Below are 26,144 nucleotides of genomic sequence, written 5' to 3' on the forward strand. Positions count from 1 at the left end.
TGCCCGCCGCGTAGTTCTGGGAGTTCAAGACTCATGCCAGTCTCCTCCGCTGAGGTTCGGAACACGGCATCTGTATTGTTTCCAGCTTCTTAGCTAGCCCATGAAGAATTGATCGAGGACAACGTTGTCGTGAACCGGACAAGACGCGGTGGGGATCGAAGAAATGGCATCCCGGTGCAGCGGCGGAAGCCTATTCTCCGGCCACGTCAGCAACAAATGACACCCGCCGAAGCCGCTCCGCTCTCAATTCGCGGATTGGGCGCAATGTCCGGCCGCTTGCCGAGGTGCAGCCGGTCGATCTTCTTTGCTTGGCGATCACAGCGCCTCCCAGTGATGGACTCCGAGACCCGCATGCATCACTGGCTGGAGCTCCCTTCCTCGACAGTTAGCGCCGTCATTTGGGGGAATGCCGCGGGCAAATGGAAAGCGGCATAGGCCCCCGCGACGCCGGCGACAGCTCAACAACGCTCTGAATTTCCACAGTGAACGGCTGTTAGACGTAGCCGGCAAAGGGGAAGCTCACGAAGATCAGATGGCCCTTCAGGGCCGGGTCCTGGTCCGATGCCCACCGGATCGACCGGCCGCAAGGTTTTAGGACCGTTTCAACAACCAGCCCCTGGGCGCCTCGGCGGCGTGTATCTTAAGTTGCCGGCGTGCGTCGGCCGCGTTCACTCTCTATCCGCACCAGAACACGGCACCCGGGGGATCATGCTGCCGGCACGACCTAGCTGGCCGGTACCGTCGGCGCCGGCAAGAGGATGACTGTGGCAGCGGCCGTCATGGAGCAGTGCTGCCTCGGTGTGACCGCTGAGGCGATACTCGCTGTTTCCGGTCATTGCTTAGCACAGGCCGGAAAAGCGTTTCTGGTACCTTAGCGAACGCTCGCGATTTTAGCAGGGACAACGGGACCTGGCGGCAAGCGGACCCCAAACAAGTGCGAAGCAAACCGAATCTTTGGCAACCTCAAAGAGGGTGGAGTCGATACCCTGGGGGTCAAGCGCCCGCGTCGTCGCGGAGCATTGGGCGCGAGGGGTTTGCGGATTCTCGATACGTGATTGGCACATCAGTCGGACCTCAGCCGATCTTCGTGCAAAAGGATCCTTTAAAAATGGGCCCCTTAACGCGTGCCTTGGCATGCTTGCTTGCTGACGAAGTTTAGGTTGAGAATTGAACACCGCTAGTTATTCGCAGGATTGCTCGGCAAACGAACGAGGCGGGGTGGCGTTCCAAGCATGAGCTGGGACAGATAGGGAATGTCGCGCACGCTCCAGCGAACTGCTAGTGCTACGGCAATGATCATCGTCCCGAGAATTCCCGCCGCGCCAGACCTCATTGTGGGAGCCCATTGTTCTCCGTATTGTATCAAATCCATGAGACGGAATACCGTAGCCTGCACCAGGTACAACACGAGCGTGCTCTGCCCCACTTCCACGGCGATAAAGCGAACCACCCGGTTCGAGCGTCCAATTTTCCAGGATTGAAGCAGAATCTCGATCATCACTGCAGAGGCCACTGTCGAGCCAAAAAACATCAGAAGGATATCTTTTGCCGACTGCAGATCCTGGATTAAGGCGAGATTGTTGTAGACATAGGTGTCCTCGCGCCACGCCATGAAGCACAAGCTAGCCGCGATAGAGGCGGACATCATCAGGAGTGGCTTATGATACCGCATTATGCTCGTCCACCAATCTCTCGACTGCGCAAATGAAAATCCCATGCAGAAAAAGGGATAGGTGTACTTTATGAGAGGGAATATAGAAAACGTCACGGGGGCAACTGCGACCAGTATGGATGAGACAAGCAAAGAGCGTGCCGACCCGGAGTTGAAGATCGAAATAAGTTTGACCAAAAGAAAAGAAGCAAACGCAGCCCAGATGAACCAGTATGTGCCGACGAAATCGTGCATGAATTGCAACAGGTTGCCAGGTGCGTCCGGCGGCCGGGGAAACATGAGCAATTTGACTGCCTCCAAAAGGGTGCACCAGAACAGCGTCGGCACCAGGAGCTGCAGCGCGCGATCACCGATGGCTTGCCTGAACGATTTGCCTAGTAGCCCTGATCTAGAGAGATATCCGCTTATCGCCATAAAGAGAGGCATGTGAAACATGTAGATCGATTTGAAGCATGCCGAATCCCAGAAGCCATCACCCTCGTAAAAGATATATTGTATCAGGTGACCGAAAATCACCAAGACAATGAGTATTCCTTTGGCGAAGTCTAAAGCTAGATCGCGATCGTCGGCCTCTGGCGCCTCAGGCACTGTCTTTCCACCTACAATTCTTGCTCGCATTCTCAACATCTCACGATGCCTACGGGAGCCTTTGAAAGCGGCATTTTCCAACCTCTCGTTCATCATGCAGGCTAATCCAGCTTCCGATCAGCGCTCCGACTTCGGCATGCTGAACGACGGCCAACGGTCATACAATTTGCCTGGGTTCCAAGTTCACAGGGCGACCGTGGCGACTTAGGCCCAGTAGCCGTTTTCGGCGTGTCCATTGGCTGTTTTTCGCCGCAACGTACGCCCCGCCTAAACTCGCTGCCGCGCAACTGCTTGGGCTGCCACGTCGTCGAAATCTTCTAACGGACATTTGCGCGTATGCAAGTAGCGCTGCTTGACTCTGCACTCGGCTATTGTTGCGATTGCATATGATTCTCCATGCCAAACTTGCGCGACACCGTATCAAAAGAACATATTGCCGATTCAATGGCTCCTAGCCGCTGTGGGTATCGTCTATCACCTACCGGCGCTTGGGTGTGGATCGGCACCCCAGCGCAACCCCCCAGACGCTGGAGATTTGCTCCATTAGATCCGCCGCCCAACGTGTCCTATATGGCAGCCTCACCATTGTAAAATTCATGCTCCTAATGACACGCATCTGCGGTATGGATGAGTATCGCGGACCCTTGACAACCTTGAGCGGAAGGTCGGTGAGTATCGCGATACACGAGGCTTTGGCCGCGATCGCCGCCGTTTTGGATCGCCGCCAATGATAGCTGGACGTTGGGCTGCCATTGTCGATCCGTATGCGACGTTTGTCGATACGTCAGAGACGACCGTGGTCCCAATCCGTAGGAAGATCGCAGTAAGCGTCAAGATATGCGGGATGCAACGGCCAGTGTCTGGGGATGCGCTCCCCTGTCAAGGTCGAGACCCCCTCCTCGATCAGTGGCTTTCCCTTTTTGGGATACCTCTCCTTCGGTGGCGAAAGAATGAAACCGGGCTGGATATGTCGCTGGTCATTTCGCGCGATTCAAATTGGCGCAGACTTTGCGGCTCGCTTGACGCGACGATCCCCCTGAGCTGAAGAAGGCCGGCCGCAATAGCGCCGAGCATTGGCGCACATATATAAAGCCAGAGTTGAGAGAGTGCCGCCCCTCCTGCGAAAAGTGCTGGGCCGATCGATCGTGCTGGATTCACAGAAGAACCCGAAACGGTGATACCGCCAAGGTGGATCGCAACTAAGGCAAGTCCAATCGCCAATCGTGCAACAGCGCCGCGTCCAGCCGTGCATTTGAGGAATACAGTTACGAACAGGAACGTGGCGATAAACTCGAATAGGAACGCAGCTCTCCATCCGTAGACTACCCAGCCGGTTTGGGCGAAACCTTCTAGGGTGATATCGTAACCGCCGACCTTGTTCATAGCGATAAGGTAGAGCGTGCCTGCCGCCGCGATAGCTCCTGCACATTGGGCGGAGACATACGCGAGAAAGTCCCACACTCTCAATCGGCGCGACACGAGGAAACCCAGGCTGACCGCCGGATTGAGATGCGCGCCCGAGACTGGGCCAATCGTGTAGGCCATTGCAACCACGGTCGTCCCGAAGGCTAAAGCGACACCCAACAGGCCCACCTCTTGACGCATATAAAGCAATGTGCCGCAGCCGAGGAAGACAAGTGTGAAGGTCCCGAAGAATTCGCAAACATACTTTTTCATTTTTCACTCCATTGATTTGACCCCACGTACTTTTCGGTGTCATCCTCGTGCCGCCAAGCGTTCCGCATGCACCGAACCAATCATCGTGTCAGGTCCCGAAAACCTCCGTAGTTGACTTCAATTGCGTCCTTGTCCGACGAGATCGGCATCAGAGCCTATGGTCAACCAGCGTCACCGATCACCAGCAAACGTCGTACCAAATGAAATATGTTGCGCATCACAGCGATCGCTCTGATGACGTTCGGTCTTAGGTTCGAAAGTGCCGTGAACAGGATAGGCAGGCGAACCGTACCGAGACGTATGGACCCGAGCTGGGCTACGAACAAATCGCCAAGCAGCCCATCCTCAAATTATCGAAACAACGACCCTCTTCATGGCTCCAAGCGGAAGGTGGTGCAAAGCAGGAACCAGGACAAGGGTTGATAAGACCGCCAGGGACGTTCACGAGAAGTCGAGTAACGCCCCTTAGCCACGAACAGGCACATGATCCTTGGCGCGATTTGAAGTCCGCGTGAATTCCCTTGTCCCCAGCGCAACCGTCGACATTTTTCGCAAATGTCGGGCATTCGCCACTTTTGTCAGATTTGTCGTGACTGGAACGTTTTGTTCGCCGGTCTCTCCGCCAAATACACATCAACCTGCCCTCAACCCGCCCATCGATAAACGAAAATCATCTTCTTGGCGCGTCGGAGCAGTTGGCATGGTGTTTGCTGATCCCTGGTTACAAGCGGCAGAAAGCAGTCTGCATGATGCCGGTTCATGAAACGAACGGAACGGAGGCCACCTGACCGTTCGTCATCGGATCCGCGTTCTACCAAAGCGGCCATGCATAGTCCGCCGGCGGAAGGGGTCAATCCCGATGTCACAGCTTGCAACCAACTCAAAGAGAAGGAAAATGCAATGACCAAGATTTCCGAAAGATCCTTTGAAACGATCGAAAACCCGGGGTCATCGTCGCTCAAGGTGCCAGATCAGTTCGGCGCATCCGTTGAAAAGGGGAACAAGCAGGTGACAGAGGCTCTTTTGAAATTTGCGTCCGGCGCTGAAGCGACACAGAAAATGCTGCCTCCGATCCTCGAAACGACAAGTCTATTCGGCAACGAATTGTGGTGGAAGACGATCGCTGCACTGCAAGCCGACGCCGAGGCCGGCTTCTCACATTTGCAAGCTTTGCTGGGCGCGAATTCGCCGTCGCAGATCCTCGAACAGCAGTCGACCTTTTTCCGCAAGCGCGTTGAGACAAGTTTGCAGCACGCCAAGGAAGTCCGGGAGCTCTCAAGCAGGGCGGTGGAGGAAATCTCAAAGCCGGTCAAGGATGCTTTTGACAAGGTCCTGACGAACCCCAAAGCGACGTAAAGTTGACTCGGCACTAAGATCAGGGCTGGACGAATCATGATCGGAGCCGCTTTCGAGGAGACAACATTATGCGGCCGACTGATGTTTCATCTGTTCGCGGCGCTGGCGAATTCCGGCGTGATCTGGTCAGAGAGCGGACCCGTGCCGGCCCGGAGGAACGTGGTAGGCGCGGCGGCGGCCGCCGCAGATAAGCTTGCCAGGGCCTCATCTGGTGGCTGGCCACAAAGTGCGCGAGGCCATCGCACCTTACGAGGCTCTTAGATGGTTACATGTGGGGGATAGTAAAATGATTGTAGCTGTTCCAAATAGCGGGGCGTCACGGATTAACCAATCCGGTGTAGAAGCATTACGAGAATTTCCTAACTTTCCGATAGGCGGGATCTTGTTCAAGGATATAGCGCCTATGCTGGCTGGTAGAGGTGCATTGGGCGAAGTCGTTTCTACCGTCGCAAGCCAAGTGTCGGGAACAGAAATCGATGCCATTTTGGCGGTTGATGCGCGTGGTTTCATCTTGGGCGCCTCATTGGCTGATAGGCTCGGTTGCGGTTTCATCATGGTAAGGAAACCCGGTAAACTGCCGGGGGACGTCCTCTCATTTGAATACAGCTGTGAATACTGCTCCGGAACCCTGGAGGTAACTGCCGGCCTCATCGGTGACGGCCTGCGATGCCTGATTGCTGATGACCTTCTAGCGACGGGTGGCACTGCTCGGGCGACTGGGAATTTTGTCAAGTCCCAAGGCGGAGAGATCGCCGGATACGCATTCATACTCGAAATCGAAGTTTTGAAAGGCAGGCGTCAATTGGACGACGCACCAGTGATCAGTGCGATGACGTGCTAGCGCAGCAACATAGACGTAAGGAGGCAAGCGCATGAATACCCCTGATTGGCTTTCGACACCGCAGGACGTGCATGTAGCCAGTCAGACGCTACAGGCCCTCGTCACAAGTGAACTTTCGAAACGAGTCGTCTCGGAAAACGAAATTAAAACGATCTATCTGTTTCTAACCCGCAAGTGCAATTTGGGATGCCACCACTGTTATATCGCAGGCGTCGGGCCCAAGGCCAAGGGCATTGATTTCAACCTGGAGGCGATCCAAGGACTGATCGAGCAAGCACTACCCAATGGGCTGCGCAAGGTTAAGGTTTCCGGGGGTGAACCGATGGTTCACAAGGAATTCATGGCAGTCATGGAATATCTCGCATCCTGTGGGCTGAAGGAGCTGATTTTCGAGACGAATGGAACCCTCTTTGACGAGTTCACGATCGAGCAGCTAAGTAGGCTCCCCAATTTGACGGTCTTCATCAGCCTCGACCATTTCGACCCAGAGGCGCACGACGCTTTCAGAGCAAAATCGGGTGCGTTCGCCAAGACTGCGATTGTCCTGCAGCGGCTTGGAAAAACTGACATCTCTACGGTGGTAACGACGACTGCCTATCGCAACAACTATGACAAGGTGATTTCGATTATAGATTTGGTGCTCGGCTGGGGCATCAAGAAGCATCGGACGCTGCTCAACATACATCCGATGGGCAACGCGCGCAGCCATGAGGACAATGCGATAAGCTTGGAGGAATGCAAGCTACTGATAGGCGATCTTTTGAAATCTCCCCATTTTGAGAGTGGCGCTGCATACATGACTCTGCCGCCGGCTCTGATGCCTCTCAAGTATCTGAACGGCGTGCATACTTGCGGTTGGGGCGACAACGTACTGGGCATACTGTCGAACGGACAAGTTTCGATGTGCAGTGCCTCCTACGATGATCCGGAAATGATCGCCGGCAATGCCTTCGAAATGCCCTTGATGGAAATCTGGCGCAACAGCCCGTTCTTCCATGAGCTACGCGAGGTGGTGAGTGGCGAGGTTAAGGGCGTCTGCGGCAACTGCGTGTTTTATCCAGTCTGTCGCGGCGTCTGCAAGATGAGTAGCTGGTCGCACTATGGTGAAAAGGACGCGCCCTATCCGCTGTGCCAGGAACTTTACAATAACGGAGGTTTTCCGGAGTACGCCCTGGTGGACCCGACGAAAGATTCCACCTACCGCCGCGGAGTTATAGCGAAAGAGCGTCGGCCCGCCGCCGAAGCTCCTGTCTATAACTTCTCGGAGGAAATCGCGGCTGCTGCGCAACACACTCACTAACGCAGGAGGCGCGACGTAATAATTGCTGTGTCGACGACGTAATTTAACCAGGTCAACAAAAATAACGTGGAGGATTGAGGATGAGCAGAGCTTTCCGAGGTGCGGCGGGTGTGGCGCACACACTTGCGAACAACGCGATACGATCCGGCAACAAAGCAGCCGCCCAGCAAGCCCAGGTGATTTCTCGTCTCGCGGAAGGACTCGCCCGGCTGCAGGCGGGTTTGGATGACCAAGCTCAGCAATTGACGGCTGGCCTTGTAAAATTAGAGCAATCGCTAAAGGTGTCACGCAGATCGCAACGGTCGAAATCCGGCTCACTCGCTGCTAACGGCGAACTACAAGACTACTACGTTGATATAACCGCCTCGAAGAAATTTGGCAAAGCCAATTGGCCGCGCGCCGCCGATTCAGGTCTTGTAGGACGCCGCATTGGGCGAGGACCGGTTAGGATGACTGGTTCCGACACACAATCGGCAAAGGCGGTTACCGCCGCATTCGCCAAACTTCTCTCGGCTCAGGCACAATTGCTGCAGATACGCAGTGAAGTGGAAGACCTCAAGAAGGTTCAGAGGTAGCGGCAATGGCTAGTTCCCGACTGTTTGGCTACGCCGTTGACGAAGAGGATGGCAAGCTGGTAATCGTGATTGACGGATTGCTTGCCGAAAGTTGCATCCGGCAAATTCGGGACAGCGCCCAGACGGGCCGCGGTGGTGAACTCTTGTCGCGATTGCTGCCGGTAAGTTCGGTTTACAAGCTTATGTCTGGACAAGAGGAACGCGCTGAAGAAACGCTCAGCCTTGAACAGTTGCTTGGACAAAACGTCGACCAGAGTTTCGCTTCCTTCGAACAACAGTTCGCCGACCTGAGGCAGACACTAGCCGAATTCGGCAGCCCGGAAAGTTCGAAATAAATCACGCAGCCGTATCAGGAGTCTCCGCGATGCTTCGGTTGTCACCAGAAGACTCTATTTTGCTGATCACCTGCCGGGCCTACCTACGACCCGAGGATGAAGAGCGTTTGGTCCGTCTCTGCAAGGAGCCTGTCAACTGGCCCTATGTGGTATGGCGCGCCGAGCATAATCGGACGGTGCCGCTGCTTGAGAATCACTTGCGCCGCCTCGATTTGTTGACACTATTGCCTACTGAGGCGGCGCATTACGTTCAGTGCTGGACTGTCATGTCAAAGGTCAGGTCCGCACTCGAATTTCGCAATCTGCCAGAAATCATGGATGCGCTGGATCGGGCCGGCATCGCCTGGTTCCTGGTGAAGGGACCAGATCTCGCGCTTCTCCACTATCCCGATCCACTCCTACGGCCGATGACCGATCTCGACATCATGGTCAAGCCCGCTGACGCGCAGCGCGTGCAGCGGCTCATGTTCGATCTCGGCTACCGGCACGGTATTTTCGACCCTTCAAATGGCAACTGGCATCCGGAACGAAAGGAACTCGATGACGAAACCTTCCGCGAAAGTTATTCCTTGCCGGTGTTTGTAAGGATAGAATCCGTTGAATCTCCGTTCCCTGGTCCCGCGGTGCCACGCCAGCTGCGCTACCGCCACGTAAAGGGATACATCGATTCCGCGAAGAAGCTGCACATGCCCATCTTCATTGATATGCATGTAAATCTCTCCGTCGGCATCGATGTCGAAGACATATGGTCAGGCGTGCGTCTTGCAAACGGTCTAGGCCGCATATTGCAGGTCCAATCCGCGACTGGCGCCGTCTGGTTCCTTTCGGCCAGGCTTTATCACGAGGCCTTCCTTTATAATTCGCTTCGACTATTGATGTTCGGCGATCTTCATGCGGTTCTACACAAAGAAATGGCGAATATTAGCTGGGCGGAGGTCGCTGCGATAGGTTACAAATACGAGATGAGGCCGGCGTTATATTTCGTCCTGACGCAGATGAAGCGCATCTGTGGGATAGACATACCGTCCGAGTTCCTAGAGCTCATTCGACCTGATCAAACCGAGGTACCACTTCAACATGATTGGGGCGACGTGTTGCCCAAACTGCTGTCTATTCCCACTGTTAACGATCTTGAGCTGGCGTAAATATGGCGCCCGAGTCACCATATCGTACAGATCCTGCGGCGAACGACCTTCGTATCGCAGCAACCGAAACCTCTGCAAAGTTTGCGTCAACAGTCCATCGGGCCCTCACGCGGTCAGGAATAACGATCCTAAACACGCAGGTGTTCAGCAATGGCCAGATGGCTGTCACTCCGCGCGACGGCGGGCTTGGCGGAAATGTGGTGGTCGTGCAAACATTTCCTGACAGCGTTCATGATCGTCTTTTCGAGTTGTTCCTAGCGCTTGGTGCCGTGCGGGCGCGGGGTCCCCGCACGATTACCGCTGTTCTTCCCTACCTCCCATATTCGCGTTCGGATCGCCCTGCCTTCGACGGCGGACCTGTACCGGTGCGAATCCTTGCGGGGATTATCGAAACTCTCGGTATAGATCGGCTGATAACTTTCGAACTCCATGTTCCTCAGCTGTGCGCCGCATTTGCCTGTCCTGTCGTCAATCTTCAGTTCGCTCCCGCCCTAGTTCGCCATCTCGGTTCTGCGGCCGTCGATGGCGACATGGTCGTTTCACCGGATTTCGGCGGAGCGAAGCGAGCTGAGCACTTGGCGGCCCTGCTCGGCTGCCCATTCGCTGTCATGCGCAAGCACCGCAGAGACGATGATGACTTTCGGGAGAGCGTCGAGATTCTGGGGGACGTTGCTGGCCGGACGATCATCCTGATTGACGACGAAATCAACAGTGGTCAGACGGCTTTTTCAGCCGCCGCACATCTCAAAGCGGCAGGCGCTCGCAAGATAACCCTTGCCGCAGCCCATGCCATATTCACGCCGTCGCTGAACGAAAACTGGGGACGGTCTCAGATCGACCGCATCGTTGTGACCGACAGCGTCGGACGTACCGACAATTTCCCCGACAGTGTCGAAGTAGTCTCGATCGGCAACGAAATTGCAGGCGCGCTGCAGGCACGCTGAGAAGCATTACCTGAAATCTAGCATCACGCGATTAACACGTGGATCGAGCGCCTGCTCGAATGCCTCTTGGGCGTTTGACGAGGGCCAAAGATTGACCTGCAGCACGTCGAAGCGTGCGGCGTGTTCAACGATGGTTCGGATGGCATTTCTCACGTCGTCCGCGCTTTGGGCTATGGTGCCGATCAGTTCAATTTCCCGGTAATGCAGAAAGTTAGCGCCTACCGATAACAAATCGGACGTCGGAATCGATTGGTAGAGTACAATCCTGGCACCGCGTGACGCCGCAGCTATGGCCCCCTGAATGCCTCTGACACCGAAGCGCGTGCAAAAGATGCAGTCGAAGCCCCAGCCATCCGTTAATTTCTCGACGAGTTTCGGATCAGACAGAGAATGAACTGACCCCGTTGCATGGGCGCCGGTCGACATCACAGGCCCATGCGTTGCCACGTCGTCATCGAAAAGGTAAACGTCGCATCCTTTGGTTGTCAGAAGTATCGAATGGAGAAGGCCCATCGTGCCTCCGCCGATGACGGCCACAGTGTCTCCAGCCTTTGCACGCGCCCTATTTATGCCGCGTGCCACGCAGGCGACAGGTTCAACTAACGCGGCACGCTCGGGAGCCAAAAAGGAAGGTACGGAAAAAACCTGATAGGCGGGTACGCCCACAAAATTGGCCAATCCCCCCGGCCCCTGCGGCACCCCTCCTCTCGCTTTAGGATTTAAATATGCACAGTGGTTGTCCAGTCCGAGGCGGCAGGCACGACATTGGCCGCATCTGCGCATTAAAAGCACCGCAACGCGGTCTCCTACGCGCAGGCCATCCGGTACATCGTCCGGCAGAGACACGATCGTGCCTGACAACTCGTGCCCGCCCCAATAGGGGTAAGTCGGCTTGGCGCCCCGATAAACGCGTTGCTCCGGTGTGCAGAGTCCACACAACTCTATCCGCACACCGACTTCGGACGATACGGCGAGTGGAACCGACAATGTCCATTCTTCAACCTTGCGGGGGCAAGTAATTACGAGTCCACGAACCTCCATACGAGACCTCTCGCTCCCCGACACACCGACTATCCTAATATGTACACTTACTTGCATCCAGAATCTAGCCAACAACCACAGGCGGCAGTCAGAAAGCTGATGAAATCACGTGCCTTGCTGGCGGGCTTGCTTATGTCCTGGGTCTTGACAAGCTTCTCGGAGATATCGTCGGCGCAAACGGCAAAGGACGTTTCAAGCGGCAGAAGTGTTCCCTTGCGCAAGGAGCGACGAAACTATTGAAGGTAGAGTGGAGCGCTTGGGCCGCGTCAATGCCACCAGCCTCAAACACGAGCCGCGGTTTACCAGCCCGTTCTTCGATGCATCCTCATCTCTGCGAAGATGCCATGTCGCCTTCCCTCATCTGCCCGCGCGAACCCTCCTAAGAGCCTATCGCCACATCGTCCAAAGCTTCATCCTTCGTGGCGCACCGGTTCGAACCGAACAGACCAACAATCCGAGTCGCACCGAGAAGGATGACGGCAACTAGATCGGTAGTTGGGCGGCCGCAACATCAGAAAGGTCTCAGCGTTTGCTGGACGCGTGCCTGCGATGGCGGTGGTGGCAACGATCTTCTCTGGCTGCCCCAAGCGCGGGAGAGGCCATTCGACGCTAGCAAGAGTTCGCTCGAACCTGATATCCGTTACCGCAACGACTTCGCTGAGACCACCTCCCAGGCACCATTCTACGATGCCGGCGAACAAGGTCAGCGTTGCCTCGTGAACGGAACCATCTCCCCTCCCCTCCCCTCCACTCTTCGAGGTGTCGACGCAAAAGCGAGAACTCTAGACCATCAGGGGATTGGCGTTCAGGCGACCCTTCGGGAGCAGAGACGGAAATACGTCTACCAGCATGGTCGGTCCCATCGCAGACAAATCGCGTGCACATCCTGCAAGTGGTCCAGCCGCGGTGACATCCAGGATGGCAGTCGGGGCGAGAGCGTCAACCCCATCTGCCTCGCACTCGTCGACTACTTCTACATCCCAAGTGCGAGTGGAAAAGATCCTCGCACGTAGCCTATGATCGTCCTGAAGCAGCTACGCTTCGTAGTAAATTTTTGGTGTCGAGATCGCGAATACCTGCATGAATTTCTCCGCCGCCGTTAGGCGCCGGGAACTCTGCACGAATTGGAATCGGGCGTCCGTTGTCGAATGCTTACGGTTTTGTGCGAGTGAGTCGCGGCAAGGGGATCACCGACTTTGCCGAGGTCTTCTGCTTTTCGTCTAAATCGCCGGGGCACATTTGTAGGATTCACAATAAAACACACCATGACCAATCGGTACCGCGGTCTTGCTAAGCTGCAGGATATAAACGGAAAAATCCATTTACTCTACGTTCCGGGTTTATCCACGTTAGCCTTTCGTTAACCTAAAACCCCTTGCTCAAAATGCAGAATCGGCTCTAATAGCTAGTGGCGGAACTTTAGCGGTTTCGCGAAAAGTTCCGCCACTTGCAGGAAATGGATTTTGAGATGGCGAAAACCGCAGCAAAAACAGCGCCGGTCGTCGAAGGGTTGACCGCATTGATGGAGCGTCATGCTGACGCTCTCTCCAGCCAACTTCAAGCACATCATCTCAAGGTCTTCCCGCCGACGTCCGAAAAGGGCATTCGATCCTTTGCACCGTCAGAAGCCTCAAAATTGCTTGGCATCGGTGAGTCTTATCTTAGACAAACTGCTTCGGAAATGCCTGAACTGCACGTTAGTATGAGCCCTGGCGGTCGACGCACGTTCACGATCGAAGATATTCATTCAATCCGTAAGCACCTGGACCTGATTGGCCGCGGGAACCGGCGCTACCTGCCCCATCGTCGCACGGGGGAGCAGCTTCAAGTCGTCTCGGTGATGAATTTCAAAGGCGGCTCGGGCAAGACGACGACAGCCGCGCATCTGGCACAGTACCTGGCAATGCGTGGCTACCGGATTCTCGCGATTGATCTTGATCCCCAAGCAAGCCTTTCCGCACTCTTCGGCAGTCAGCCAGAAACTGACGTTGGTCCGAACGAAACACTCTATGGCGCCATCCGGTATGATGACGAGCAGGTCCCAATCGAGCAGGTTGTCCGAGGAACGTACATCCCGGATCTTCATCTAATTCCTGGCAATCTTGAACTGATGGAGTTTGAGCACGATACCCCGCGCGCGCTTATGAACCGGAAGGAAGGTGACACGCTTTTTTACGGTCGGATCAGTCAGGTCATCGAAGACATCGCGGACAACTACGATGTCGTCGTTATCGATTGCCCTCCCCAACTTGGCTATCTCACGCTTTCAGCTCTGACCGCCGCAACCTCGATCCTCGTCACCGTCCATCCCCAGATGTTGGATGTAATGTCGATGAACCAGTTTCTGGCGATGACCTCGAATCTCCTTCGGGAAATCGAGAACGCAGGCGCCCAGTTCAAGTTCAATTGGATGCGCTACCTCGTCACTCGTTTTGAACCGAGCGATGGCCCGCAGAACCAGATGGTGGGCTATCTGCGTTCGATCTTTGGCGAAAATGTCCTCAATTTTCCGATGCTCAAGACGACCGCCGTTTCGGACGCTGGCCTGACGAATCAAACCCTCTTTGAGGTTGAGCGCGGACAGTTCACGCGCTCGACCTATGATCGGGCCTTAGAGGCGATGAACGCCGTCAACGACGAGATCGAAACTCTAATCAAAAAAGCATGGGGTAGAACCACATGAGTCGGAAGCACCTCCTTGACGTCACCACGGACGCGCCCGACAGCTCATCAGCTGCTGAACACAGAGCGGCAAAGACTCGCTCCATGCCGCTTCTCGGCGTGACCAGAAAAGAACGAGATCCAGCGACGAAGCTGACTGCAAACATCGGTAACGCGTTGCGCGAGCAAAATGATCGTCTTGGTCGTGCCGAGGAGATCGAGCGGCGTCTCGCCGAAGGTCAGGCCGTGGTTGAACTGAACGCGTCGTCAATCGAGCCGTCCTTCGTTCAGGATCGCATGCAAGGTGATATCGAAGGACTTCTTGCATCCATCCGCGAGCAAGGACAGCAGGTCCCAATCCTTGTGAGACCTCATCCCGTTAAACCCGCGCACTACCAAGTTGCCTTTGGACATCGCCGGCTGCGCGCCGTTTCGGAGCTAGGACTGCCGGTCAAGGCGGTTGTTCGAGACTTGACGGACGAGCAGTTGGTTGTCGCACAGGGTCAGGAAAACAATGAGCGCGAAGACCTCACCTTCATCGAAAAGGCACGTTTCGCACACAAGCTAAACAAGCAGTTTCCACGAGAAATCGTCATCGCGGCTATGTCAATCGATAAAAGCAACTTGTCGAAGATGCTCCTGCTTGTTGACGCCCTCCCCTCTGAATTGATCGATGCCATCGGCGCCGCTCCAGGCGTTGGACGCCCAAGTTGGCAGCAATTGGCAGAGCTGGTTGAGAAAGCATCGCCTCCGGCAGGCGCTGCGAAATATGCTGCCTCGGAGGAGGTGCAGGCGCTGCCGTCGTCGGAACGGTTCAAGGCAGTGATCGACCATCTGAAACCGCGTCGGACTGCGCGCGGGTTGCCAGACGTCCTGTCGACCCCCGATGGCGACAGGCTTGCGCAGGTCACGCAGAGCAAGAGCAAGCTAGAAATTACCATTGACAGGAAAGCCACGCCGGATTTCGCGGCTTTCGTACTCGAGCATTTGCCGGCGCTTTACCAGGAGCATCGCGCAAAGCATCAACGGAAACAGGGAGTGTAACCCGCAAAAGAAAAGAGCTCCCTCAACGTCGCCGTCGTGGAAGCCCTTCTGTCTCTGTAGCAAGAACAGAATCGCATTTCCTCGAATCCTCGTCAAGAGTCTTTGGCGCCGTTTTGGTGAGCGAATTTCCTTTGCCTGCTGAAAGGTGAGAGACAATGCAGTCGGGGAATGTAGCGACGCCGTTCGGGCGGCGGCCAATGACGCTTGCGCTCGTGCGGCGCCAGGCGGCAATGGAAATCAAGCATGGAAAAGCTGCCGATAAGTGGAAAGTGTTGAGAGACGCTTCCGCCGCGATGGAACTGCTCAAGATCCAGTCGAACAGTCTGGCTGTTCTTGACGCACTTTTGAGTTTTTATCCTGACAATGAGTTGCGTCAGGATGCACAATTGATTGTCTTCCCCTCGAATGCCCAACTGGCGCTTCGGGCGCATGCAATGGCGGGCGCAACGTTGCGGCGGCATATTGCCATTCTGGTGGAGTCGGGGTTGATCGCCCGTAAGGATAGCGCCAATGGCAAGCGCTTCGCCCGCAAGGGCGACGATGGCCAGATCGAGAATGCTTTTGGCTTCGACCTGTCGCCCCTCCTGGCGCGATCGGAAGAGTTGGCGATGTTGGCGCAAAGAGTGGCGGCCGAGAGAGCCTCGCTCAGGAAAGCCAAAGAGAGCCTTACAATTTGCCGGCGGGATGTTCGCAAACTTATTACTGCTGCAATGGTCGAGGGCGCCGACGGCGATTGGAAGACGACCGAGGACATCTACATTGCGCTCGCGAGCAGAATTCCGCGCGTTCCGACCCTTGAAGGGGTCACTAGCGTTCTCAATGAAATGGAGATGCTCCGTGAGGAAGTGCTTAATCGTTTGGAAAACCTCGAGAATGCTGAAAAAATTAGCACCAATGCTGCTCATATCGAGCAGCACATACAGAATTCAAAACCCGAATCCGTAAATGAATCTGAACCACGCTCCGAAAAGGAGCAGGGGGCAAAGGCGAGCTTGAGCCATCAGCCGAAGAATGAATCGCAAAGGGCGTTCCCCTTGGGATTGGTGCTCAAGGCGTGCCCGATGATCAGCGACTATGCACCGCGCGGCGTGGGGAGCTGGCGAGATCTGATGTCTGCCGCTGTGGTGGTTCGATCTATGCTGGGGGTAAGCCCTTCCGCCTACCAGGATGCCTGCGAGGCGCTAGGACCGGAGAATGCTGCGGTGGCAATTGCGTGCATCCTGGAAAGGGCTAACTTCATCAACTCTCCTGGAGGCTATCTGCGGGATCTAACGCGCCGAAGTGAGCGCGGTGAATTCTCGCTTGGCCCGATGATAATGGCGTTGTTGAAGGCCAACGGGCAAGGCGGTTTGAGGGCTGGGTAAGTGCGGCTGATCGTTATTCCTGCCGTTGAGGATTTCGGTTGTGGTCAGCTGACCACCAAGCTAACCCCTTGGAAAACACCAACTTTCAAAGGCGGCTTGTCGCAGGCATTGTGCCGGTTACCGTCTGGCTCCCGAGCCAAATGACGCCTCTTAGGGGAACAGTAGACCGTGATCTCAATACGAACGCGCCCAAGGTCGCGCACGAACAAGACCAGGAGCGAAGTCTTCGCACGAAATGGCAGCCGCCTTTCATCAATTCATTGGCACCGGCGCGGCAAATCGCAAGGCGGCCGGCTGTGCCGGCTAATCGCGAGTGGGCGATGGCGCCGCATGGATAGGACGCAATAGGAACAAGTACCTGCTGCCATCCGCAGCGCCGGAATCTACGGGGCTGATTCGCGGCGGCACTTCCACAACACTGGGAGAATTCATCAACCGCTATCTTGGGCGAGGTGACGCAATGAGCCACTCGACCCTATGGTCTTTTGACCAGGCAAGAATGGCATTCGAGGTGAGTTTGGTGCCGTTGTCGGAGAGATCATTGCGAGTTTCGAGCGAGGCGACGACCGGAGATCGAGGTGTCCGGGGATCGCCGCGAGGCATTCTCGCGTCGCGTCATCGACGATGTTGAGCACGCGAAACCCCCTTCCGTAAGCGAACTTGCAGGCGCGCGCGCACCGATCCTGGCCAACGCGAAGGCTCTGCCCGCTGGTCGCTGGATTTTGTTCGTGACCAAAAGCAAATGATCCAGTGGAACATTTCTCCACCGAACGACTGAGGCATATACCTATCTCGCAAGGCCCAGCCATCGGCACAGTATTTGAGTCCGTTGAAGAAGGTGATGGGTCCAGGCGGCTTGGAGGAGGCATAGCCGTTCCAGCCGCCGAGTTTGGCGATGATCCAAGCGGCCCAGGCGAGCGAAGCTTTGGGATGGGGATTGGATTGCAGCTTGGTCTTGCCCTTGAAGCGGCTTTCGAGGGCGGCGAGCGTGTTGATCTCGTGGGGACTGACTGCCAGGCTTGCCGGGTGAGGATCGCCGCCACTGCGGTCCTGCACGAGTTGGAGGACGATTGCCGCGGCCTTGGCGGCGATGGCGACGAGCTTTTCCAGCCGCGGCGCTAACTGCAATTGGCTGTCCTCGATCTTGAAGCCCTGCGTCTTCATCACCCGGAAGAACTGCTCGATCATCCAGCGCTGCTTGTACCAAGCGACGATCTGCCAGGCGTCAGTCGCACTGGAGAGCGCATGGGTGGTCAAGAGCAGCCAATGCAAGGGCTCGACACCGTCGGGTGCGTCCGGTTCGACGACCTCGACCCAACTGAGCCTAACCCCGTCGGGCAGCCCTTCTTCGCGCAGGTTTTGCGGTTGCCTGATCGTCGCCTGGCCGAAGCGCAGGCACAACGTTGCCTGCCGCGCCGGACGGTCGGCGCGCTCGCGCAGCTCGATCGTTTGGGTGTCGCAGAACCGAACTGTCTCTACGACATCACGCAGTTTAGAGCCGCCGATGAGTGCATGGTCATGCATGACGCGCGACAAAAGATCGAAGCGTTGGTCGGGCAGGTGCGCCCACATCATAAAGAAGTCGCCCTATTGCGCGACCTCGCCAATGAGCGATGGCGTTTCGGCGACCGGCGACCGGCGACCGGCGACCGGCGACCGGCGACCGGCGACCGGCGACCGGCGACCGGCGGCTTCGGCGGGGGGGGAGCGCCGTTGGGGTCGACCGCATCTACGGGCTCTATCGCGAAGAAGGACTTTCCGTTCGCAAGCAGAAAAGCCGGGGCGGCACGCTGTCGGCACGCGTGGCCCGATCCTGGTCGAAGCGAAGGCCAATGCCCGAAGCTCGCTGAATCTCGTTCACGACCAGTTCGCTTGCGGAAGGCGGTTTCGCGTGCTCAACTTCGTCGAAGACGTGACCCGCGAATGCCTGGCGGCGATCCCGTGCACCTCGATCTTGCGTCGTCGCGTCGCTCGCGAACTGTCGGTCCTCATCGAACGGCGCGGCAAACCGGGGATGATCGTCTCCGACAACGGCACGGAATTCACCTCGAATGCCATCCTTGCCAGGTCGAAGGATCATAGTGTCGAGTCGCACGGCATCACGCCGGGAAGCCGATGCAAAACGCTAATGTCGAGAGCTTCAACGGCCGGATGCGGGACGAGATGGTCAACCAAAGCCTGTTCCTCGGCTGCGATTATGCCCGAAGCGCCATTGCTGGGCCGACGATTACAACCACTTCCGGCCGCACTCATCGCTCGGACCAGACCCGGGCACGTGATGCAGATACCATTGCCGCAACCGGCTCCAACGCTGCGCGAGATGAAAGCTTCGCGTTTCCGCCACTTGGCGTACTCGGAGCGCGCAGGCTCTAGATGTGAGCTTTCGGGAGGTTGTCCATTCAAAGCGGATTTAGGAGACTGGAGCTATCACACCTCGAGTCGGAAGGATCGCCGCGAATGAACATTCATAAGAATGCCCGACTGACGCCGTTGCGCCGGGAACAAATGGCGCTTGCTGTTATCGAAGGGCATCTGACCCAGGCTCAGGCAGCACAGGCCTATGGCGTCGCGGCCAAGATCGTCGCCCGTTGGGTCGAGCGTTTCAAGGCCGGTGGTCGAGAGGCGATGCTCGATCGTTCCTCCCGACCTCATGCCATGCCCCGGCAGACCAGTCAGGCGCTGGCGGAGCGCATCATCACGCTTCGCCGCCAGCGCCTGACTGGCAAGCACATCGCGAAATCGAAACCGGTGTATCTGCAGCGACGGTGAGCCGGGTTCTCAAGCGCGCAGGCCACTCCCGCCTCAAGGATATCGAGCCGGCCGAGCCTGTGCGTCGTTATGAACGCCAGGCTCCCGGCGAGATGATTCATATCGACATCAAGAAGCTCGGCCGGTTTCATGAGGTCGGCCACCGCATCACCGGCGATCGCACTCGCCAGAGTTCGCGCAGAGGCAAGAGTTGGGGCGCCGGTTGGGAATGCGTTCATGTGGCCATCGACGATGCCTCTCGCATCGCTTTCTCACAGATATTGCCGGACGAGACGAAAGAAAGCGCCGTGGCCTTCTTGAAGGCGGCATTGGCCTATTATGCCAGCCTCGGGATCGCGGTCGAGCGCGTCATGACCGACAATGGTCCCTGCTACACATCAAAGCCATTCGGCCAAGCTTGTCGCGACAACGGCCTCAAGCACGTTCGCACCAGACCATATACGCCTAAAACCAACGGAAAGGCCGAACGCTTCATCCAGACCGCCCTCAGAGAGTGGGCCTACGCCGTCGCCTATCCCAACTCGGACATGCGCGCCGCCGAACTGCCACGATGGCTTCATCGCTACAATTGGCACAGGCCTCACGGAAGTCTAAACTCAAAACCACCAATCACTAGGCTCGCTCTTACCCAGGACAACCTGTTGAGGCTCCACATCTAGTCGCTGCCGGAGAGGATTGAGTGCTAGGTCAGCGGGTCCACTGATCGAGGTTTTTCGCCAGACTCTGCTGTCGTGGGCCAGCAAGTCTTTTGGGGTGGGACGCACTGCCAACAGCTGCTTTTCCGGTGGTCAGCTGACCACAGCTACAACACTCTGAAAAGAAGCGACATTTTCGGGCGCTACTATGGACGGCGCATGACCCGCTCCTCGCGCCACCTCTCACAAGATCGGTTGTGTAGAGATAGGTACCGTCCTGTCGCCGCCATGGGTCGCGGGGTCTTGGCGGTCATTTTTGATCGTACATGACGTTCTAAGGGCATTGGTCATGGTTGCCCGGGTAGAATGGCCGACAGCCCTTCTATGCGGCTGGTGTAGTAAGGTCAGTTGATGCACGGAGCCGATTGAGCGGCTTCGTGTTCGAACGAACAATCGCGGTGTTTGTCACGACTGAAAGGAGACATTGCTTTGTAATCTTAACGGCGGTCTCCGCAGGATGCTTCAGGACGAAGACCTCCCAGGCTTCGAGGACAGTCGAAATTTGCTGGTCGTAAAACGAATGTTTGCAGATCTTCGGCCGTAATCATTCTTGTAGGAAATATAGCTGGCGGCGCGGACAAATGGCTCAATCAAATTGTCGAGCATCCTTGAAAGAACGCCGAAACGCGGACGGATTGTAAAAGAAACAAATACTGTCTGACTGAGTTCCGGCTCGCGCCCGAATTCGTCGTGCAGCCGAGACGGCTTTTTGGTAGCGAGGGGAGCGGCTGTCCTCTGCTTTTACCCGCGCCGCCGAGGGTCATGGCCCGCGCGCCTCTGCGGATCATAATCACCGCGGCTGAAGCCTTCAGCACGTTCCGGGGGAGGGGGCGAGCAGGCGGAGGAAGCCGGCTCCGCGGCGAGGATGTAGGCGCTGAGCTGAAACCGCGGAGCGATAGCGACTAGCGGTCCTGGCGCTACAGATCCCCAAAGGCCGGACCTGACGGCTATGCAGTCGAATAGCGACAAGAAAAGACTCTCTGCCATCGGGCGTCGGATGAACCATGCCCTCAACGGCGAATGAGGCCAAATCGGTGGGCTTCGTCCAGCAGGACCCGCACCGAGGACGGTTGCCAGTTCTTGCCGCTGCGCACAGGCCGTTCTCCCATCTGGTCCAGTTGCGCGGCAATGTCGCGCAGCGACAGGTTGGGATCGGCAATGGCAATTGCCGCCACCAGCTTCATCAGATAGTCTTCGGGAGCCCGGCGAGGGGATCGAGCAAGGAGTTCCTTCTCCGCGAGCTTTTCGCGTACCATGCGATGAACAGCGCGACGAAGGCGTTCGACGGTCCAGTCGTGGCCACGGCGATTGAGAACCCGCACGACATTGTCCCAACTGTGCTGCGGCCGGAGTTGACGCACCATCGGCAGCCACGTCTGCGCCGATGCAATGAGTTCATCGAGATAGAGCTTCTCCCGTGCCTGCGAGATTGCCTTGATCGCCTCCGGCCGTCGTTCTCGCAGACCGGGATTTCCAGGAAGCTTGCCGCGTGCCTTCGCCGCCTTAATGCCGGCTTTGGTACGCTCAGCGATTAGCGCCCGCTCGAGCTGCGCGACGGCGCCGAGGACCTGAAGGGAAAACATGCCCTGCGGGGTCGACGTATCGATTGGATCGCGGATCGACCGGAAATGCACGCCGCGGGCCTCGAGGTCCTCGATCACCGACAAGAGATGACTGACGGATCGGGCCAGTCGATCGAGGCGCACGACAATGAGGACGTCGCCGGCGCTAAGTTCAGCGAGTAATCGCGTCAGCACCGGTCGAGCCCGCGATGCTCCGGAACCATGCTCCTGATGGATCCGATCGCAGCCGGCTGCACGCAGCTCGTCCAACTGGGCATCGTGGACCTGTTCATCCGTCGACACCCGGGCATAACCGATCAGCCGCTTGGGAGATTGTTGGTTGTCAAATGTTTGTGGCTTTGCCATCGCGCTTGTAACGGCCCTGTCTCGAAGTAGTTTGTACAGATAAGGCATGCGTTAGAAATCGAACAGTTGCAAGCGTGTTTTAGCCATTGAATAGCGGCCCGTCAGACTCAAAATGCTACCGCGGACGAGCAACGGAGCGTCCGCGGTGGCAAATGCGCGTCAGCGGGCTTCCAGGGCGGAAATGCTGGAAAAACAGCGGCTTTGGTGATGGCTGCGGGCGGAGAAGCCTGCTGAAGGGCGCCGGCGCTCAATTCCGGAAATGAGGACCGGCCATGTGTGCCGACGGCGGCCGTCGAATTTTGCGATTGAGAGTCCGGTCATCCCGGGCGAAATTGCCCTAAATGCCCGGATTTCCGGGCGAATCCGCCGATCCAGGACGACCGACATCGCTGATTTGCGGCGTTATAGCAATCGCTTCCGATAAGCATTACTTATCGGAAGCCAGGTGTGGCCTGGAACATCATTAAGAGTGACGGAATGTACTGCCATATTGGCTTCCGTGACAGAAAAGAACATTGCTGGCTCATATGGTTAACGAGATGCAAACGCCGGCAGCTTCCGCCAAATCGGATGCTGCTGAGGATGGGTCGGTAGACTACCGATTAATTTTCGGAACGGTATAGTAACGGATTGAATTGTTATCTATTCGGGAATTGCGTTGCAAATTGCGCTGCAGCTGATAGTCCAAAAGCAGAACGAAACGGCAAATCAACAATGACCACGTCTCGCCACATCGTGACCCTTTTAAAAAGCCACATCGCCGGCGATGAGGAGAGATTCCTGTCGACCGCTCTGCAGTTGGCTGCCCATGAGGCGCGGCAAGGACATGGCAAGCTGGCGCAGGAAGTCAAGGATCTCGTCGATACAGCGAAGACGCGAGAGCCGAGCATGCGTCGACCGGGTGGAGCGGTCGCACTCGTGCAGCCGAAAGGTGAGCTCGCCGGTCTACTGAGCGCCCGTTATCCCGACATCCGTCTGGCAGACATGGTCCTTGCCCGCCCGCTTCGCCTGCGTCTCGATCGTATTTTGGCCGAACAGCGACAGCAGGCAAACCTGCGTAGCCACGGACTCCAGCCGCGACGTAAGATCTTGCTAGTCGGTCCGCCGGGGGCCGGCAAGACGATGACGGCGAGTGCGTTGGCCGGGGAACTTCACCTTCCCTTATTTACCATCCTCCTGGACGGTCTGATCACCAAGTTCATGGGCGAGACCGCGTCAAAGTTGCGTCTGGTTTTTGACGCAATGACCGCAACCCGCGGCGTATATCTCTTCGATGAGTTCGATGCGATCGGAGCAAGGAGGGGGGACAGGCAGGACGTGGGAGAAATCAGACGTGTACTCAATTCCTTCCTACAGTTTGTGGAACAGGATGAAAGCCACGCCTTGATCGTCGCAGCGACCAATCATCCTGAACTGTTGGATCGTGCTCTTTTCCGTCGTTTCGACGATGTCATTGAATATGCGCTTCCGGATGTATCGCTCATCGAAGCGATCCTTCGTAACAGGCTCGATCGCTTCGCAATGTCCGACATATCATGGACAGAAGTCGCTGCCGCCGCCCAAGGTCTTTCCCCGGCGGAGATTTCTCGTGTGGCTGATGACGCCGCCAAGTCCGTCATTCTGGACAATACGGACACAATAACCCCTGATAGCATACTTAACGCGATTGCCGAGCGCCGCACCGCCGCCGAAGCCATGGATGCGAGCAACAGGCCATAATGGCAATCGGACCACGCAATCGCCCGCATTTTCTGCTTAAAGATAACGGCGCGGTAGAGCCATACCGGCGCCCTAACCGGAAAATCGACCCACCGGCGCTACCTCTGCGCAATAGACAGGCCCATGCCCAGGCTTTGGCGCTCGCCGTGGGAGGTGCCGTCGCGGCGGCTGAGCAGCAACTCGCCGCGCCCGGAGTGACAGCGTTTGAAACGCGTGGATTCTATCTCGAGTTCGATCTCCCTTCTTCCGAGGGGGCGGGAATTGACCAACTCGCAAACAGACAACAGAAAATGGAGGTTGTCGCCGTCCGCGAGCTAGAAGGGGAGGGTGGTATTGTCAAGGCTTCGGTGTTTGTCCCGGAGCGCGCAAAAAACTACTTCCTAAATAAGATTGAGCAATATCGAACGACGGACACCGACAAAGGACGACCGCGAAATGAGCCTTTGATCTCCAGGATCGAAACTGCTCAGCTGGCATCGGCGCGTTCCCTCTTCACCGATGAGGAAGCGCTATTTCCGCTCCACGAGGACGTGGCGGTGTGGTGGGAAGTCTGGCTGCGCGAAGGTCGGCGCGAGCGGTTTGAAGCCATAGCTGCCGCCTTGGAAATACAGATGCGCCAGCATGCCATCCGGTTCCCAGAGCGCGAAGTTGTCTTAGCGCTTGCGAGCTCGGTGACCATGGATCGTGTGGTCGCACGTAGCGATACGATTGCTGAATTGCGTCGAGCAAAAGATACTCCGGCGTTTTTTATAGGTCTTGGAGGCGCCGAGCAAAGAGCCTGGAACGACGATCTCGCTGATCGTGTTCAGGTCGCTGAAACCGCTAATGACGTTGCGATATGTCTATTGGACAGTGGAGTGCGTCGCACGCATCCCCTGATCGAGCCAGTATTATCGGTCGATGATTGGCACACAATCAATCCCGACTGGGGTGCCGACGACACGACCGCGTGGCAGGGGCATGGCACGCGCATGGCCGGGGTCGCACTTTACAACGATCTGATCGATCCGCTGGCCGCTCAGGATCCCTTCGATATGCGATATCGGCTGGAGAGTATTAGAATACTGCCGCCCGGCGGCGCAGACGAAAATCAGCCTGATCTTTACGGCGCGATTACCGGCGAGGCGATCGCTCGAGCCGAAATTCAGGCGCCGCACAGAAGCCGCGTCATTACGACCGCCATAACCAGCACGACCCCGTCGCGTGGACGGGCCTCGTCCTGGTCTTCATCCATCGACCAGCTGTGCTTCGAAACCGATGCGCAGCGGTTGATCCTGATATCGGCCGGAAACATACGCATCGATCTAACGCCGGCCGATCTGTTTGTTCGCAACGACATCGAGCCGCTAGACGATCCAGCGCAGGCATGGAACGCAATCACCATCGGGGCTTTCACCAACAAGGTTGATGTTATCGATGCGGCTTTTGCCGGATACACCCCGATTGCGCCAGCTGGAGAACTCTCACCCGCGAGCAGGACCTCCGTCAGTTGGGATCGCCAGTGGCCGGTCAAGCCAGATATCGTCATGGAGGGCGGGAACCTGGCGTATGATGGCGTGAATCCGGGTGAGCCGATTGATGATCTTCGCATCCTGACAACGCATTTCCGTCCAGAAAACCGCTACTTCTCTACGATTGGAGATACGAGCTCCGCGACCGCTCAAGCTGCGAAACTAGCAGCAGAGATTATGGTGGGTAGGCCGGGGCTCTGGCCAGAGACCGTCCGTGCTTTGCTTGTCCATTCCGCTGAATGGACACCGGCGATGGCCGCCCGCATCACGAACTGCCACGGCAACAAAACGCAGTTGCAGGCGCTTCTCCGCCGGTATGGTTATGGGGTGCCTGATCTCGGCCGGGCGCTACTTTCAGCCAACAACGATTTGACCTTGATGATCGAGGACGACATTCGACCCTTCCAACGTGAAGGTACCGGATCGGTCAAAATGAGAGATATGAAGCTCCATAAGCTACCTTGGCCAAAGGAGGACTTGCTGGCTTTGGGCGCTGCGCCTGTCGAGGTCCGTGTCACGCTATCTTATTTCATCGAGCCGAATCCCGGCGAGCGAGGCTGGACGAGACGCCACAGATACGCCTCGCACGGATTGCGCTTCCAGATGAAAACGGCAACGGAAACAGTCGGCGAGTTCCGGGCGCGCATCAATCAAGCTGCGCGAAGCGAGGAAGAAGGTGCGCCCGTCAGCGTCGGCGAAGGCTGGCTGTTGGGAACATTCCGCGACAGCGGGTCGTTGCATTCGGATTTCTGGCGGGGGACGGCGGTCGACCTTGCGGAGCGTGACGCCATCGGTATCTTTCCAGTCGGCGGCTGGTGGAAGGAAAAACCGTATCTGGATCGATACAACCAGCAGGCGCGCTACTCATTGATCGTGACTATCCGTGCGGCTAATGCCGCGGTTGATCTCTATGCGGCGGTCGAGACGATTCTGACAACCGAGATCGTCGCAGAGGCATAAGATCCCGTTAAGTGATGGG

Annotated in this window: 17 protein-coding genes and 5 pseudogenes; 14 read left to right on the plus strand and 8 right to left on the minus strand. The window is 56.8% G+C overall.

The window, feature by feature from the left end; genetic code table 11:
- Positions 1–1,177: 1,177 nt before the first annotated feature.
- Positions 1,178–2,290 (minus strand): nodulation factor fucose acetyltransferase NolL, encoded by a 1,113-nt coding sequence (gene nolL, locus QMO82_RS04500; RefSeq protein WP_309506638.1) that lies wholly within the window; start codon positions 2,288–2,290, stop codon positions 1,178–1,180.
- Positions 2,291–3,163: 873 nt separating this feature from the next.
- Entirely contained in the window at positions 3,164–3,937 is a 774-nt protein-coding gene (locus tag QMO82_RS04505; protein WP_004677031.1) for an aquaporin, read from the minus strand.
- 900 nt (positions 3,938–4,837) lie between these two features.
- On the opposite strand from QMO82_RS04505, the gene QMO82_RS04510 reads away from it, so the two are divergent.
- The 7 genes from QMO82_RS04510 to prs all read left to right on the plus strand — a co-directional run bounded on the left by QMO82_RS04510 (position 4,838) and on the right by prs (position 10,433).
- Positions 4,838–5,293, plus strand: coding sequence for a phasin (locus tag QMO82_RS04510; RefSeq protein ID WP_010029250.1), 456 nt, complete (start codon positions 4,838–4,840; stop codon positions 5,291–5,293).
- 286 nt (positions 5,294–5,579) lie between these two features.
- The gene (locus QMO82_RS04515) at positions 5,580–6,134 is read left to right on the plus strand and encodes an adenine phosphoribosyltransferase (RefSeq protein ID WP_004672710.1); all 555 of its coding nucleotides are present in this window, start codon (positions 5,580–5,582) and stop codon (positions 6,132–6,134) included.
- A 31-nt stretch (positions 6,135–6,165) separates the two neighbouring features.
- Positions 6,166–7,434 (plus strand): radical SAM protein, encoded by a 1,269-nt coding sequence (locus QMO82_RS04520; RefSeq protein ID WP_029875532.1) that lies wholly within the window; start codon positions 6,166–6,168, stop codon positions 7,432–7,434.
- An 80-nt stretch (positions 7,435–7,514) separates the two neighbouring features.
- Positions 7,515–8,009, plus strand: coding sequence for a hypothetical protein (locus QMO82_RS04525; protein ID WP_004672713.1), 495 nt, complete (start codon positions 7,515–7,517; stop codon positions 8,007–8,009).
- Between the two features lie 5 nt (positions 8,010–8,014).
- Positions 8,015–8,344: a hypothetical protein gene (locus QMO82_RS04530; protein WP_004672714.1), complete on the plus strand. Its 330-nt coding sequence runs from the start codon at positions 8,015–8,017 to the stop codon at positions 8,342–8,344.
- Between the two features lie 29 nt (positions 8,345–8,373).
- On the plus strand, positions 8,374–9,489 hold the full coding sequence (locus QMO82_RS04535) for a nucleotidyltransferase family protein (protein ID WP_004672715.1): 1,116 nt from the start codon (positions 8,374–8,376) through the stop codon (positions 9,487–9,489).
- A gap of 2 nt (positions 9,490–9,491) precedes the next feature.
- A complete protein-coding gene (gene prs, locus QMO82_RS04540) occupies positions 9,492–10,433 on the plus strand; it encodes a ribose-phosphate diphosphokinase (RefSeq protein WP_011053499.1) in 942 nt (313 codons plus the stop codon).
- 6 nt (positions 10,434–10,439) lie between these two features.
- On the opposite strand, the gene QMO82_RS04545 is transcribed toward prs, so the two are convergent.
- The 3 genes and pseudogenes from QMO82_RS04545 to QMO82_RS04555 form a co-directional block, all read right to left on the minus strand.
- A complete protein-coding gene (locus tag QMO82_RS04545) occupies positions 10,440–11,111 on the minus strand; it encodes a medium chain dehydrogenase/reductase family protein (protein WP_237350518.1) in 672 nt (223 codons plus the stop codon).
- A gap of 18 nt (positions 11,112–11,129) precedes the next feature.
- Positions 11,130–11,531 (minus strand): annotated as a pseudogene (locus QMO82_RS04550) (alcohol dehydrogenase catalytic domain-containing protein); the annotation flags it as partial.
- 353 nt (positions 11,532–11,884) lie between these two features.
- Positions 11,885–12,508: pseudogene (locus tag QMO82_RS04555) on the minus strand (acyl-homoserine-lactone synthase).
- Positions 12,509–12,942: 434 nt separating this feature from the next.
- Here QMO82_RS04555 and repA point away from each other — a divergent pair.
- The 3 genes from repA (at position 12,943) to repC (ending at position 16,543) form a co-directional block, all read left to right on the plus strand.
- Positions 12,943–14,157 carry a plasmid partitioning protein RepA gene (gene repA / locus QMO82_RS04560; RefSeq protein WP_008534005.1) on the plus strand — a complete coding sequence of 405 codons (1,215 nt, stop codon included), beginning with the start codon at positions 12,943–12,945 and terminating at the stop codon, positions 14,155–14,157.
- Entirely contained in the window at positions 14,154–15,179 is a 1,026-nt protein-coding gene (repB, locus tag QMO82_RS04565; RefSeq protein WP_004672729.1) for a plasmid partitioning protein RepB, read from the plus strand. Before repA ends, repB begins: the two co-directional genes overlap by 4 nt.
- 155 nt (positions 15,180–15,334) lie before the next feature.
- Entirely contained in the window at positions 15,335–16,543 is a 1,209-nt protein-coding gene (gene repC, locus QMO82_RS04570) for a plasmid replication protein RepC (RefSeq protein ID WP_016737357.1), read from the plus strand.
- A gap of 465 nt (positions 16,544–17,008) precedes the next feature.
- Here the strand turns inward: repC and QMO82_RS04575 are convergent.
- Both QMO82_RS04575 and QMO82_RS04580 read right to left on the minus strand, forming a co-directional pair.
- Positions 17,009–17,202: pseudogene (locus QMO82_RS04575) on the minus strand (IS3 family transposase); the annotation flags it as partial.
- Positions 17,159–18,118, minus strand: a complete 960-nt coding sequence (locus QMO82_RS04580) for an IS4 family transposase (protein WP_029875533.1) — start codon at positions 18,116–18,118, stop codon at positions 17,159–17,161. The gene QMO82_RS04580 and the pseudogene QMO82_RS04575, both read right to left, overlap by 44 nt.
- A gap of 3 nt (positions 18,119–18,121) precedes the next feature.
- Between QMO82_RS04580 and QMO82_RS04585 the strand changes: the two are divergent.
- Positions 18,122–18,916: pseudogene (locus QMO82_RS04585) on the plus strand (integrase core domain-containing protein); the annotation flags it as partial.
- A gap of 84 nt (positions 18,917–19,000) precedes the next feature.
- A pseudogene (locus QMO82_RS04590) lies at positions 19,001–19,971 on the plus strand (IS481-like element ISRel2 family transposase).
- 1,046 nt (positions 19,972–21,017) lie between these two features.
- Here QMO82_RS04590 and QMO82_RS04595 read toward each other — a convergent pair.
- Positions 21,018–21,935, minus strand: coding sequence for a recombinase family protein (locus tag QMO82_RS04595; protein ID WP_008534020.1), 918 nt, complete (start codon positions 21,933–21,935; stop codon positions 21,018–21,020).
- Positions 21,936–22,649: 714 nt separating this feature from the next.
- Between QMO82_RS04595 and QMO82_RS04600 the strand changes: the two genes are divergently transcribed.
- The gene (locus QMO82_RS04600) at positions 22,650–23,654 is read left to right on the plus strand and encodes an AAA family ATPase (protein ID WP_011053285.1); all 1,005 of its coding nucleotides are present in this window, start codon (positions 22,650–22,652) and stop codon (positions 23,652–23,654) included.
- Positions 23,654–26,125 (plus strand): S8 family peptidase, encoded by a 2,472-nt coding sequence (locus tag QMO82_RS04605; protein ID WP_183610967.1) that lies wholly within the window; start codon positions 23,654–23,656, stop codon positions 26,123–26,125. Before QMO82_RS04600 ends, QMO82_RS04605 begins: the two co-directional genes overlap by 1 nt.
- Positions 26,126–26,144: the final 19 nt, after the last annotated feature.

Origin of the sequence: Rhizobium sp. BT04 (genome assembly GCF_030053135.1) — a bacterium.
GTDB lineage: Bacteria > Pseudomonadota > Alphaproteobacteria > Rhizobiales > Rhizobiaceae > Rhizobium > Rhizobium binxianense.